At 73.4% G+C, this 13,499-nt stretch carries 11 protein-coding genes; 5 read left to right on the top strand and 6 right to left on the bottom strand.

What is annotated here, in order from left to right:
- Positions 1 to 132 precede the first annotated feature (132 nt).
- From OG767_RS01855 to dnaK, 5 genes are all read right to left on the bottom strand, one after another.
- Positions 133 to 339: a hypothetical protein gene (locus tag OG767_RS01855; RefSeq protein WP_107158247.1), complete on the bottom strand. Its 207-nt coding sequence runs from the start codon at positions 337 to 339 to the stop codon at positions 133 to 135.
- Positions 340 to 608: 269 nt separating this feature from the next.
- Complete coding sequence (locus OG767_RS01850) at positions 609 to 1,049, bottom strand: heat shock protein transcriptional repressor HspR (RefSeq protein ID WP_107158228.1); 441 nt, start codon at positions 1,047 to 1,049, stop codon at positions 609 to 611.
- A 24-nt stretch (positions 1,050 to 1,073) separates the two neighbouring features.
- A complete protein-coding gene (gene dnaJ / locus OG767_RS01845) occupies positions 1,074 to 2,264 on the bottom strand; it encodes a molecular chaperone DnaJ (protein ID WP_405091877.1) in 1,191 nt (396 codons plus the stop codon).
- 79 nt (positions 2,265 to 2,343) lie between these two features.
- Positions 2,344 to 3,090 carry a nucleotide exchange factor GrpE gene (gene grpE / locus OG767_RS01840; protein WP_281933660.1) on the bottom strand — a complete coding sequence of 249 codons (747 nt, stop codon included), beginning with the start codon at positions 3,088 to 3,090 and terminating at the stop codon, positions 2,344 to 2,346.
- 48 nt (positions 3,091 to 3,138) lie between these two features.
- Positions 3,139 to 5,007, bottom strand: a complete 1,869-nt coding sequence (dnaK, locus tag OG767_RS01835; protein WP_405091876.1) for a molecular chaperone DnaK — start codon at positions 5,005 to 5,007, stop codon at positions 3,139 to 3,141.
- Positions 5,008 to 5,219: 212 nt separating this feature from the next.
- Between dnaK and OG767_RS01830 the strand changes: the two genes are divergently transcribed.
- The 3 genes from OG767_RS01830 to OG767_RS01820 are packed head-to-tail and all read left to right on the top strand — an operon-like array spanning position 5,220 to position 10,081.
- Positions 5,220 to 7,067, top strand: coding sequence for an ABC transporter (locus OG767_RS01830; RefSeq protein ID WP_405091875.1), 1,848 nt, complete (start codon positions 5,220 to 5,222; stop codon positions 7,065 to 7,067).
- A 55-nt stretch (positions 7,068 to 7,122) separates the two neighbouring features.
- Positions 7,123 to 8,802: a GTPase gene (locus tag OG767_RS01825; RefSeq protein WP_405091874.1), complete on the top strand. Its 1,680-nt coding sequence runs from the start codon at positions 7,123 to 7,125 to the stop codon at positions 8,800 to 8,802.
- A gap of 52 nt (positions 8,803 to 8,854) precedes the next feature.
- Positions 8,855 to 10,081 carry a hypothetical protein gene (locus OG767_RS01820; protein ID WP_405091873.1) on the top strand — a complete coding sequence of 409 codons (1,227 nt, stop codon included), beginning with the start codon at positions 8,855 to 8,857 and terminating at the stop codon, positions 10,079 to 10,081.
- On the opposite strand, the gene OG767_RS01815 is transcribed toward OG767_RS01820, so the two are convergent.
- On the bottom strand, positions 10,062 to 10,844 hold the full coding sequence (locus OG767_RS01815) for a hypothetical protein (protein ID WP_405091872.1): 783 nt from the start codon (positions 10,842 to 10,844) through the stop codon (positions 10,062 to 10,064). The genes OG767_RS01820 and OG767_RS01815 overlap by 20 nt on opposite strands.
- A 484-nt stretch (positions 10,845 to 11,328) precedes the next feature.
- Here OG767_RS01815 and pdhA point away from each other — a divergent pair, with 484 nt between their 5' ends.
- A complete protein-coding gene (gene pdhA, locus OG767_RS01810; RefSeq protein ID WP_405091871.1) occupies positions 11,329 to 12,507 on the top strand; it encodes a pyruvate dehydrogenase (acetyl-transferring) E1 component subunit alpha in 1,179 nt (392 codons plus the stop codon).
- Positions 12,507 to 13,496, top strand: coding sequence for an alpha-ketoacid dehydrogenase subunit beta (locus OG767_RS01805; RefSeq protein WP_405091870.1), 990 nt, complete (start codon positions 12,507 to 12,509; stop codon positions 13,494 to 13,496). The genes pdhA and OG767_RS01805 overlap by 1 nt, the downstream gene beginning before the upstream one ends.
- Positions 13,497 to 13,499: the final 3 nt, after the last annotated feature.

Below are 13,499 nucleotides of genomic sequence, written 5' to 3'. Positions count from 1 at the left end.
GGTGTCGATCTCCACCGATGCCGCCAACTTCATGATCGCCGGTCAGGGTGGGCCGAGTGGCGTCCGGCCCGCACGAAATGGCGAACGGGCCGGGACCCCCCGTGGGTCCCGGCCCGCACGTCGACGGATCGGTCAGGTCGATCCGCCCTGCTTCTTGCGCCGTTCGTCGTCCCTGGCGCGGTCCACACCGTGGTCGGTCTGGTCGGCGAAGCGCCCTTCCTTGACCTTGTCGCTGAAGCGGCCCTCGGTGACCCGGTCGAACCGCTCCTTGACGTTCTCGGCCACCTTCTCGAGGCGTTCCTCCGCGCGTTCCGCCACTTTCTTCGCCGGTTCCGCCATGGCTCCCCCCGCCAGCCCGGATTCCGTTTCAGGGCTTTCATCCCTGATCGGAAGCCTAGTGGAATCCACTCCGCCGCACTCCCACTTCCGCAACCTCCGGCCGGCACCGGTGGAACGCCATGGAGCCCTCCGCGGCCGGGAGACACCCATGGCGTTCCACCCACTTGCTCTGCAGCCATGGGGGCAAGGGGAGAGACGACGGAAGGCCGGCAACGGCCCCGGGAACAGCGGGGACGTGCCGGCCCTCGAACGAGCGCGAGCAGCAGGTGTCAGCGATCGGGGGTACGGCGGGGACGCCAGACCACGAGCGCGGTGGAGGTGCGGTTGGTGGGCACCAGGTCGCCGCGGGGGAAGCCACCCAGCGACTCCAGCTCGGCGATCCGCCGGTACGCGGCGTCCAGCTCCGCCTCCAGCCGGGCCACCCGCTGCTGCGCCTCCTCCAGCAGCCGCTCCAGCCCGATGATCCGCTTGACCCCGGCCAGGTTGATCCCGTCGTCCTGACTGAGCCGCTGCACCTCGCGCAGCAGCACCACGTCCCGGACGCTGTACCGGCGACCGCCGCCGGCCGCCCGGCCGGGCTGCACCAGGCCCAGCCGGTCGTACTGGCGCAGCGTCTGGGGGTGCATGCCCGCCATCCGCGCCGCCACCGAGATCATCAGAATCTTGGCTTCGTAGGCCGGGTCACCCGAGCCGACGTACTCCTCCGACATGCCCGCTCACCTCCGCTGCCGCCGTCAACTGAATCGACGTACCCGCGCGTCGAGATGTTCCCGCGCGGCGGGCGGGGTCTGTGCCGCGAAGGTCTCCAGCGCCGCCCGCGCCTCGTCCGACACCTTCGCCGGGACCACCACGTCGAGCGTGACCAGCAGGTCACCGGCGCGGCCGTCGTTGCGTACGACGCCCTTGCCGCGGGCCCGCAGCACCCGCCCGGCGGGGGTACCCGGTGGCACCCGCAACGTCACCGTGCCGTCCAGGGTCGGCACCCGCAGGTCGGTGCCGAGCACCGCCTCGGCGTACGTGATCGGGACGTTCAGGGTCAGATCGTCCCCGGTGCGTCCGAACAGCTCGTCCGGGCGCACCTTCACGTGCACGAACAGATCTCCCGCCGGGCCGCCCCGGTCGCCGGGTTCGCCGCGACCGGCCAGTCGGATCCGCTGGCCGTCGGCCACCCCGGCCGGGAAGCGCACGGTCAGCGTGCGGGTCTTGGTGACCCCGCCGGTGCCGTGGCACTCCGGGCACTTCTCCTCGACGATCGTGCCGACGCCCTGGCAGTTGCGGCACGGCTCGGAGAAGCTGAACGACCCCTGGTTGCGGGTGGTCACCCCGGCGCCGTGGCAGACCGGGCAGGCCACCGGCGTGGTACCCGGCTTCGCGCCGTTGCCGTGGCAGGTGTCGCAGACCCCTGGTGCGCGCAGGGTCAGCGGCAGGGTGACGCCGCGGACCGCGTCGGAGAAGTCCAGCGCCACCTCGGCCTCGACGTCCCGGCCCCGGGCCGGACCGCGCGGGCGTGCCCCGCCGCCGGCACCGCCACCGGAGAAGATCGTGCTGAACAGGTCGGTGAAGCCGCCGCCACCGAACCGGGCGTCGCCACCACCGCCGGCACCGCCACCGCCGAACAGGTCGGAGACGTCGAACGGCGCGCCCCCGGACTGGCCCGCGCCGCGGGCGCCGCGCCGGAACGCGCCCGAGCCGAACAGCGACCGCATCTCGTCGTACTCGCGACGCTTCTTCTCGTCGCCGAGCACCGCGTACGCCTCGGAGACGGTCTTGAACCGCTCCTCGGCCCCGGCATCACCGGGGTTGTGGTCCGGATGCGACTCCCGGGCCAGCTTCCGGTACGACTTCTTGATCTCGTCCGAGGAGGCGGACTTGTCCACGCCCAACGCGGCGTAGTAGTCCTTCTCGATCCAGTCCTTGGAACTCACCGGTCCACCCCCTTCCACGGGTCGAATCCCGGTCGTCCCGCCCGCCCGGTGCGGGCGGGCGGGACGTCACGGGTCGGCACTACTCCGGGTCCGCGACCGCGACCAGAGCCGGCCGCAGCAGACGCTCGCCGAGTTGGTAGCCCCGGCGCATGACCTGCACGCAGGTCGGCTCGGTCACGTCGGCGGAGGTCTGGTGCGCCACCGCCTCGTGCCGGGTCGGGTCGAACGGGTCGCCCTGCTCGCCGAACGCGGTCAGGCCGAACTTGCCCAGCGCGGCGGTGAGCTGGTCGGCCACACTGCCGAACGGACCCACCAGGTCGCCGTGCTCACGGGCCCGGTCCAGGTCGTCGAGGATCGGCAGGAGTGCGGTGAGCACCCCGCCGGTCGCCTGCTCCTGCACCAGGTTGCGGTCGCGGTCGACCCGCTTGCGGTAGTTGGCGTACTCCGCCGACACCCGCTGGAGGTCCCGGGTGCGCTCCTCCAGGTCGGAGCGGAGCGACTCCAGCTCGGCGCCGAGCGGCGCCTTGCCGGTCTCGTCGCTCGGCTCGGCCGGCGCGTCGACCACGGGGGGCCCGGCGACGTCGGCGTCGCCGCCGATCTCGTCGACCACGACCTCGGCCTCCTCGACCAGCCCTTCGGCGGGCGCGTCGGCGGCGGCGTCGGCGGCGGACGGGTCGTTCGCCGGCTCCTCGGTCACCTTGCCGAGCTTGCGCTTGTCGCGGATGACGACCCGCGGCTCGTCGCCGGCGTCCTTGCCGGCGCCCGCGGAGCCACCCGGCGCCGACCCGGTGGAACCCGGGTCGGCCGCTCGTGGCGTGTCCGTCATGCGGTCACCTCATCCCTCTGCGGTGCGGATCGTGCCGGGGACCGACTGTCACTTCTTGTCCTCGTCCACGATCTCCGCGTCGACCACGTCGTCGGCACCGCCGGCCTGCGGACCGCCGGTCGCACCCGCGCCGGCACCCGGCCCGGCCGCACCCGCACCGGGAGCGCCCGGCTCACCCTCCTGCTGCTGCGCGTAGAGCAGCGAGCCGGCCTGCTGGGAGACCTGGGCCAGCTTCTCGTGCGCGGCCTTGATCTTCTCGATGTCCTGCCCGCCGAGGGCGCTGCGCAGCTCGCCGAGCGCCTCGTTGAGCTGGTCCCGGTTCTCGGCCGGCAGCTTGTCGCCGCTCTCGGCGAGGAACTTCTCGGTCTGCCACTGGAGCGCCTCGGCGACGTTGCGGGTCTCCGCCTCCTCGCGGCGGCGCTTGTCCTCGTCCGCGTGCTCCTCGGCGTCCCGGCGCATGCGCTCGATGTCGTCCTTCGGCAGCGAGGAGCCGCCGGTGATCGTCATCTTCTGTTCCTTGCCGGTGCCCAGGTCCTTGGCGTGCACGTTGACGATGCCGTTGGCATCGATGTCGAACGTGACCTCGATCTGCGGCACGCCGCGCGGCGCCGGCGGGAGGCCGGTCAGCTCGAACGTGCCGAGCTTCTTGTTGTAGGCCGCGATCTCCCGCTCGCCCTGGAACACCTGGATCAGCACCGACGGCTGGTTGTCGTCGGCCGTGGTGAAGACCTCGGAGCGCTTGGTCGGGATGGTGGTGTTGCGCTCGATGAGCTTGGTGAAGATGCCGCCCTTGGTCTCGATGCCGAGGCTCAGCGGCGTCACGTCGAGCAGCAGGACGTCCTTGACCTCGCCCTTGAGCACGCCGGCCTGGAGCGCGGCGCCGACGGCGACGACCTCGTCCGGGTTGACGCCCTTGTTCGGGTCGCGGCCGGTGAGCTGCTTGACCAGGTCGGTGACGGACGGCATCCGGGTCGAGCCGCCGACCAGGATGACGTGGTCGACGTCGGCGACCTTGATCCCGGCGTCCTTGACGGCCTGCTCGAACGGGCCCTTGCAGCGGTCCAGCAGATCCTGCGTCATGCGCTGGAACTCGGCGCGGCTCAGCGTCACGTCGAGGTGCAGCGGGCCGGCCGCGCCGGCGGTGATGTACGGCAGGTTGATGTTGCTGGTGGTGGCCGCGGACAGCTCGATCTTGGCCTTCTCGGCCGCCTCCTTGAGCCGCTGCATGGCCATCTTGTCCTGCGACAGGTCGATGCCGTGCTCGCCGCGGAACGTCTTGACCAGGTGGTCGATGATCCGCTGGTCCCAGTCGTCGCCGCCGAGCTGGTTGTCACCGCTCGTCGACTTCACCTCGACGACGCCCTCGGCCAGCTCCAGCAGGGACACGTCGAACGTGCCGCCACCGAGGTCGAAGACCAGGACGGTCTGCTCCTTGGAGCCCTTGTCCAGGCCGTACGCCAGGGCGGCCGCGGTCGGCTCGTTCACGATCCGCAGCACGTTGAAGCCGGCGATCTCACCGGCCTCCTTGGTGGCCTGGCGCTGCCCGTCGTTGAAGTAGGCCGGGACGGTGATCACCGCGTCGGCGATCTGCTCACCCAGGTACGCCTCGGCGTCCCGCTTGAGCTTCATCAGCGTCCGCGCGGAGATCTCCTGCGGGGTGTACTTCTTGCCGTCGATGTCGACGGTCCAGTTGGTGCCGATCTCCCGCTTGACCGAGCGGATGGTCCGGTCGGGGTTGGTCACCGCCTGGCGCTTGGCGACCTCACCGACGAGCACCTCGCCGTTGCGGGCGAACGCGACGATCGAGGGAGTCGTACGCGAGCCCTCAGCGTTGGCGATGACGGTGGGCTCACCGCCCTCGAGAACGCTGACGCAGGAGTTCGTCGTGCCGAGGTCGATGCCGACCGCACGTGCCATGTTCGCTTCCTCGCTTCATAACGGGTGAGCAGGTCGGTTGGCCTGCCCGGCGGGGTCGCCCGGAAGGCAGCCGCGCCACAAGTTGAGTGAACTTGACTCAATAGTGCCACGCGATCGGCAAACCGCAAGTCGGGGTTGAGTCGACTCGACGCAACCTGACCGTTATTACCGTCCGGTTGTCTTACCTTGCGTCGGTCGGGCACGCTTTAGCGGTGACGACGCATGGCGATTCCGCCACCCGTGCCGGCGCGCCCGCCGTCGCAGCCCGCACCGGAACCCCCACCGGCGACGACCAGCCCGCCGAAGCCACGGCGGGCCTGTCCGCCGCGCTCACCGACCTGCGGGCCGCGATCGACGCGGCTCGCTTCCCGCTCGCCCTGCCCTCGGCCGAGTCGGCCCGGCACGCCGCCCGGAGCCTCACCGACCAGCTCGACGACTACCTGCTGCCGAGGTTGGCCCGACTCGACGCCCCGCTGCTCGTGGTGGTCGGCGGCTCGACCGGCGCCGGCAAGTCGACGCTCGTCAACAGCCTGGTCCAGGCGCGGGTCAGCGCGGCCGGGGTGCTCCGGCCCACCACCCGTTCCCCGGTGCTGGTCTGCAATCCGGCCGACGCCGCCTGGTTCCGCCAGGGCGAGCTGCTGCCCGGCCTGACCCGCACCACCGAGCCGAGCGAGCACCCGGGCACCCTCCAACTGGTCACCGCCCCGGCGCTGCCGGCCGGGCTGGCCTTCCTCGACGCCCCCGACATCGACTCGGTGGTGGACGCCAACCGGGCGCTCGCCGGGCAACTGCTCGCCGCCGCCGACCTGTGGTTGTTCGTCACCACCGCCGCGCGCTACGCCGACGCCGTGCCCTGGGAGCTGCTGCGCAGCGCCCGGGCCCGGGGCACCGCCGTCGCCATGGTGCTCGACCGGGTCCCGCCCGAGGCGGCCGACGAGATCGCCGCCCACCTGTCCGAGATGCTCGCCTCGCAGGATCTGGGCGCCGCGCCGCTGTTCGTGCTGCCGGAGACCTGGGTGGACGGGCAGGGCCTGCTGCCGGACCGGATGACCGCGCCGCTGAGCGGCTGGTTCGCCCGGCTCGCCGGCGACGCGGAGGCCCGCTCCGCGGTGGTCCGGCAGACGCTCGACGGCGCGCTGGCCGCCCTGCATCCGGTGGTCGAGGGGTTGGCCGACGCCGCCGACGAACAGATGGCCGCCGCCGAGGCGCTCGACGAACGGGTCCGGGCCGCCTACCGGGGCGCGGAGCGCACCGTCGACCAGGGGCTCCGGGACGGCCGGCTGCTCCGGGGCGAGGTGCTGGCCCGCTGGCAGGAGTTCGTCGGCACCGGCGAGTTCTTCCGCAGCCTGGAGGCACGGATCGGCCGGCTGCGGGACCGGATGGTCGCGGCGGTCACCGGTCGGCCCGCCCCGGCGGCGGAGCTGCGGACCGCGATCGAGTCCCAACTGGTCACGCTGCTGCGCGGGGTGGCCGCCGAGGCGGCCGAGAACGCGTACACCGGTTGGAAGGCGCACCCGGCCGGCGCGGCGCTGCTCGAACCGGAGCTGGCGTACGCGTCGGCCGACCTGCCGGCGCGCGGCGAGCAACTGGTCCGCGACTGGCAGCGCGCGGTGCTGGAGCTGGTCCGCGTCGAGGGCGGCGACCGGCGGTTCGTGGCCCGCACCGCGGCGTACGCGGTCAACGCCACCGGCCTGGCCGTCATGATCGGCGTCTTCGCCTCCACCGCGTTCATCCCGACCGGCCTGGAGGTCGCCGCCGGCACCGGCACCGCGGTCGCCGGGCAGACCGTGCTCCAGGCCATCTTCGGCGACCAGGCGGTGCGTAACCTGTCCCGCAAGGCGCGGGTGGACCTGCTCGACCGGGTCGGCGCGCTGCTCACCGAGGAGGCCGCCCGCTTCCTGGCCCGCACCGAGGCCGCCCGCCCGGCCACCGACGCCGGTGCGGCGTTGCGCCAGGCGGCGGTGACGGTCGAGCGGGCCCGGCACCGCAGCGGCCTCACCACCGCCGACGGCGCCCCGTCGCCCACCGACACCGACCAGGACGGACGCCACCACCCGTGAGCGCGAGGAGCGAGCCGGGCCTGCGAGCCCCGCAGTCGCGAACAAGGACGGCATCATGACGAACCTCGTGGGACGGATGCGCGAGGCGTTCCGAACCGACCAACGGATCGACCCGGACGTCCTGATCGCGCGCCTCCAGGCGGTCCAGCGGTTCCTCGGCGCGGTGGACGGCCAGGTGCCGGACGCCCAACTGGTGGCCGCGCACACCGTGGTCGAGCGGGCCGGCGACCGGCTCGCCCTCTCCGGCCGGCACACCGTGGTCGCGCTCGCCGGCGCCACCGGCAGCGGCAAGTCGAGCCTGTTCAACGCGCTGGCCCGGATGGACCTCTCCCCGGTCGGCGTGCGCCGGCCGACCACCGGCGTGGCCCACGCCTGCGTGTGGGGCCCGCTCGACGGCGCGGTACGCCTGCTCGACTGGGTCGGGGTGCTGCCCCGGCACCGGTTCGTCCGGGAGAGCCCGCTGGACGGCGACGACGAGTCCAACCTGCACGGTCTCGTCCTGCTGGACCTGCCCGACTTCGACTCGGTGCAGCACCACCACCGGCTGGAGGTCGACCGGCTGCTCGGCCTGGTCGACCTGGTGGTCTGGGTGGTCGACCCGCAGAAGTACGCCGACCGCGTGATCCACACCGGCTACCTGCGCGAGTTCCACCGGCACCGGGACGTGACAGTGGTGGTGCTCAACCAGGCCGACCGGTTGCACCCGACCGCGCTGCCCACCGTCCTCGACGACCTGCGCCGGCTGCTCGACGCCGACGGGCTGGGCGGGGTGCCGCTGCTGCCCACCGTGGCCACGGACCCGGCCGGGCTGGCCGGGCTGCGGGCCGAGTTGGAGAAGACGGTCGCCGAGCGGCAGGCCGCGCTGCGCCGGCTCTCCGGCGACGTGGACGCCGTGGTGACCGACCTCGAACCGCTGGTCGGGCCGGAGCCGCCACGCACCCGGCCGGGTGACGCCTCGGCCCGGGAACTCACCCGGGCGCTGGCCGGGGCGGCCGGCGTGCCGACCGTGGCGCAGGCCGTCCAGGGCGCGTACCGGCACCGGGCGGTGAGCAGCACCGGCTGGCCGCTGGTGCGGAGCTGGCGGAAGCTGCGCCCGGATCCGCTGCGCCGGTTGCACCTGCCGGGGCGGGACCCGGACGCGCCGGCCGAGAGCCTGATCTCGGCCACCTCCGTACCCGATCCGACCGCCGCGCAGCGCTCGGCGCTGAACCTGGCCATCCGGGCGGTGGCCGACCGGTCCGGCGCCGACCTGCCGGCGCCGTGGCCGACCGCGGTGACCGCCGCGGCCCGGTCCCGGCTGGCCGAGCTGCCGGGCGCGCTCGACCACGCGGTCGCCGCCACCGACCTCGGCATGGACCGGCGACCGGCCTGGTGGCGGGTGGTCGGCGCGATCCAGTGGCTGGTCACGCTCGCGGCGGTGGGCGGCCTGGTCTGGCTGGTCCTGGGGTACGCGCTGCGCTTCCTCGGCCTGCCACCGCTGGAACACCCGAAGCTCGGCGAGGTGCCCTGGCCCACCGTGCTGCTGCTCGGCGGCCTGCTGGCCGGGCTGCTGGTGGCGGCGCTGACCCGGCCGGTGGTCGGGTGGGCGGCCCGGCGGGCCCGCGACCGGGCCGAGCAGCGCCTGCTCACCTCGGTCGGCAGCGTCGGCGAGAAGTACGTGCTGGATCCGGTCTGGGCGTTGCTGGCGCGGTACGGCGCGGCACGGGACGCGCTGCACGAGGCCGGCCGGCGCTGAATCGGGTGCGCAGAGCGGTGTGACGGCCGTCGACGCGGCGTAGGGTCGATGCATGGCCACGCCACAGACCCCCTACGACGCGGTGCTGCACGCCGCGCGCGACGTGACGAGGCTCGACTCCGCCCTGGACGCGGAGATGCTCGGCGCCGCGTTGCTGGGCAGCGTCTACGCCGTCGCGGAGCACGACCGACAGCGAGCCGTCCACGAGTTCGTGGCCGGCTTCCTCGCCGCCACGTCACGCCGGCGCAGTGCCGCCGCGACCACCATCCGCGCCGTCTTCGCCGCCCTGGTGCCGGACGCCGAGGGCGCCGCCCGGGTCCGGCCCGGCGCGTACGCCCCGGCGTGGGCCGGCCAGCTCGGCCGGGTGCGCCTCACCGGCACCTGGGCGTACGGCGACGTGTACGGCGACCAGACCTCCTACCTGGCCACGTTCGCCTACGAGGACGAGGAGCAGGGCGGGCCGGAGCACGCCCTGGTGGCCCTCGTCGACCACAACATCGGCATCACCAAGGACGTGTTCGTCGGCGGTCCGGCGGCCCGGATCGTCGAGCAGGCTCGGGAGATCTGCACCGAGGACGAGCTGACCTGGTTCCGTGCCGAGGACCCGGCCCGGATGCACGCGGAGGTGGGCCGCCACCTGGCGGTCACCGACGACCTCGGCGAGTTGCCCGCCCAGGGTTCGCTCGCCACCGACCGGGCCCTGGTGGGCGCCCGCCTGGCGGCCCTGCCCGGGCCGCGACCGCCGACCGGGCCGGAGGTCGTGCCGCCGGCCACCGACGAGGAGCGGACCAGGCTGGTACGCGCCTTCCTCGACTCGCCCGAGGCCGCCCGTTTCGGCCTGCCCGAGGTGGCCGACGGCGAGCTGGCCTCGCTGCACTTCTGCCTGGGTCTGCTGCTGGATCACGCGGCGAGCTTCCCGGACGCCGACCCGATGCGGTGGAGCCCGATGGTCGTCGAGCTGTTCCTGCTCGACTGGGTGCACCGTCGTGCCGTGCTGGACATGGACGACGCCGCGATGCTGCCCCGGGTGTTGCGGTCCTGGGCGGCGTACGCGGGCCGACAGCGTGGGCTGGCGCCACCCGCGACCGCCCGGACGGACGAGGCGATCACCGAGATGGTCCCCGAGTTCGCCCGGCTCTACAGCACCGGTGAGCGGCGTAGCGCGGCCACCGCGGCGGTGGCGCAGTTGATGGCGGACGGGGTGGACCCGGACGACCCGGCGGCGCTGGACGCCTGGATCGAGGCGAACCGGCACCGCCTCACCGACGACCCCGCCTGAGCCGGTCCGGCTCGCCACTCGGCGACGGCCCCTGGCTCGGCTCCGCCGTGGGCCCGGAGGTCGGCGCCGAGGTGGGCCCGGACGACGACGGCTCGGCGGTCGGCCCGGACGACGGCTCCGAGGTTGGCCCGGACGTCGGCTCGGCGGTCGGTCCGGACGAGGTGCCGGTCGGCTCGGGGGTGGGCGCGGAGGAGGTGGTGGTGGGCTCGGGCACCGGGACCGGCTCCTGCGCCGGGTCGGACGCCGAGGGCGTGGGCGAGGGCACCGGCGACGGTCGCGGCGGCCGGACCGGTGAGGGCCGGGGCGGTTCGGGCGGGGCCACCGGCGCGGTGGCCGGCCGGGACCGACGCGCGGAGCCGAGGTCGCTCTTGTCGGGCGGGATCGGGGCGGCCGGGAACGCCGGTCGCGGCGGCGCGGTGGTGGTGACGGCGTCGACCGCGGGCGTGGACGCCGTCAGCACCGGGGCCGGCGTGGTCCGGGGCAGCGGGATGACCACCGGCCCGACCGAGGGCGTCGGGATGAACGGCGTGCCGGCGTCGGGCAGGGCGCTGTTCCCCACGGTCGCCGAGCCGGTGCTGATCGCGGCCAGGATCGGCATCGAGGCGGTGCCGGCGAGCAGCGCCACGGTCAGCAGGTAGCCGCGGCTCGGGCCACCGACGCCGGGGGCGCGGTGCGCGCCGACCACCCGGCGGTAGCGGGCGGCGGGCAGGGCCCGGTGCCGGCCCAGGAAGGGGGCTCCGGGAGGACCCTCTGGTTCGGACACCGGCACACTCCTCGTACACGTCGACGGAACGGAACAGCACGCCCGAATATCCGGACAAAAGCCGCGTGAGCGCTCATCGCCAGCTTGACCGAGTGACAGTCAGTTCACCAGCCGCAACCGCGTGTCGACACACATTTTGTCCGCCGAGGGCCCGTCACCTGTCGGGACAAAAGCGCTCATCCGTCGCGAAGCCGATGGAAGCTCACCGACGGGGGAGGCCATACTGTGGGCCCGCTCACCTCCTCTGCAATCATTCAGGCACGACGGCAACGCAGCCGCTACCTCCGCGCACCCCGCGGCTGGTGCGGAACGGCGCCGGCGCTCCCGGGCCTGGGTCCCCCGACGGACCCCGGCTCACGCCGCGCGGCAACCCTCACCGGGGCTAGGCGCGGTCGCCAGGGACCGACCCGGCAGCAGCCGGGCGGGCGCACGAGGTGCGCGGCTCGGGTCACCCCCGGCGGCGCAGACAGACAGGGAGAGACCGATGGCAAAGGGCGACCCCGGGGCCGCCACCCGCAGCAAGCGGGCCGCACCCCGTACCAGGCGCGCCGCCGCGACCGGCGAACCGGAACTCGTACAGCTGCTCACGCCGGAAGGCGAGCGGATCGAGACCGCGCTCGGCCCGGACGGGACCGAGTACCGCGTCGACTTCACCGACGAGGAGTACCGCGGGCTCTACCGCGACCTCGTGCTGGTCCGCAAGCTCGACGCCGAGGCGACCGCCCTGCAACGCCAGGGCGAGCTGGGCCTGTGGGCGAGCCTGCTGGGCCAGGAGGCCGCGCAGGTGGGCTCCGGCCGGGCGCTGCGCGCGCAGGACATGGCGTTCCCGACCTACCGGGAGCACGGCGTCCTCTACTGCCGCGGCATCGACCCGATCATGCCGCTCGGCCTGTTCCGCGGCGTCGACCAGGGCGGCTGGGACCCGAACGAGTTCAAGTTCAACATGTACACGATCGTCATCGGGGCGCAGACCCTGCACGCGACCGGGTACGCCATGGGCGTCGCCATGGACGGCAAGACCGGCGGCGAGGACGGCGAGGCGGTGATCGCCTACTTCGGTGACGGCGCCACCAGCCAGGGCGACGTCAACGAGTCGTTCGTCTGGGCCAGCGTGTTCAACGCGCCGTTGGTCTTCTTCTGCCAGAACAACCAGTACGCCATCTCCGAGCCGCTGGAGCGGCAGACCCGCGTCCCGCTGTACCGGCGGGCCGGCGGTTTCGGCTTCCCCGGCGTCCGGGTGGACGGCAACGACGTGCTCGCCTCGTACGCGGTGACCCGGCATGCGCTGGACACCGCGCGCAACGGTCAGGGCCCGTCCCTGATCGAGGCGTACACCTACCGGATGGGCGCGCACACCACCTCGGACGACCCGACGCGTTACCGGATCGCCAGCGAGGTCGAGGCCTGGCAGGCCAAGGACCCGATCGCCCGGATGAAGGCGTTCCTGCTCAAGCAGCAGATCGTCGACGAGTCGTTCTTCACCGAGATCGACGAGCAGGCCCGTACCGAGTCGGTGCACCTGCGCGAGCGGGTGCTCAACATGCCCGACCCGCAGCCGGTCAGCATGTTCGACCACGTCTACCCGCACGGCTCCCCGGAGCTGGACGAGCAGCGGGCCCGGTTCTCGCAGTACATGGAGTCGTTCGAGGGGAGCGCGCACTGATGGCCACGGAGACGCTCACGCTCGGCAAGGCACTCAACACCGGTCTGCGGCGGGCCCTGGAGAACGACCAGAAGGTCGTCATCATGGGCGAGGACGTCGGCAAGCTCGGCGGCGTGTTCCGGATCACCGACGGCCTCCAGAAGGACTTCGGCGACCAGCGGGTGATCGACACCCCGCTGGCCGAGTCCGGCATCATCGGCACCGCGGTCGGCCTGGCCATCCGCGGCTTCCGGCCGGTCTGCGAGATCCAGTTCGACGGCTTCGTCTACCCCGCGTACGACCAGATCGTGTCGCAGGTGGCGAAGATGCACTACCGCTCGCAGGGCAAGGTGCGGATCCCGATGGTCATCCGGATCCCCTACGGCGGCGGCATCGGCGCGGTCGAGCACCACTCGGAGTCGCCCGAGGCGTACTTCGCGCACACCGCCGGTCTCAAGGTGGTCACCTGCGCGAACCCGCAGGACGCGTACGTGATGATCCAGCAGGCCATCGCGTCGGACGACCCGATCGTGTTCCTGGAGCCGAAGCGGCGCTACTGGGAGAAGGGTCAGGTCGACCTGGACGCCCCGCTCACCGACGCGTACCCGCTGCACAGCGCGCGGGTCGCCCGGCCGGGCACGGACGCCACCGTGCTGGCGTACGGCCCGATGGTGCGCACCGCGCTGGACGCGGCCACCGCCGCCGCCGAGGACGGCCGGGAGCTGGAGGTCATCGACCTGCGGACGCTGTCGCCGCTGGACCTGACCGCCGCGTACGAGTCGGTGAAGCGCACCGGCCGCTGCGTGGTCGTGCACGAGGCGCCGGGCAACCTGGGCCTCGGGTCGGAGATCGCGGCCCGGATCACCGAGGAGTGCTTCTACTCCCTGGAGTCCCCGGTGCTGCGGGTGACCGGTTTTGACATCCCCTACCCGGCCGCCCGGGTGGAGGAGGAGTACCTGCCGGACCTCGACCGGGTGCTCGACGCCGTCGACCGCACCTTCGGCTGGTGAGCG

The sequence above is a fragment of the Micromonospora sp. NBC_01392 genome (assembly GCF_045040125.1).
In the GTDB taxonomy this organism is placed as follows: Bacteria; Actinomycetota; Actinomycetes; order Mycobacteriales; family Micromonosporaceae; genus Micromonospora.
Note: the sequence above shows the minus strand (reverse complement) of the source record. Positions and strands in the feature narration are given on the sequence as shown.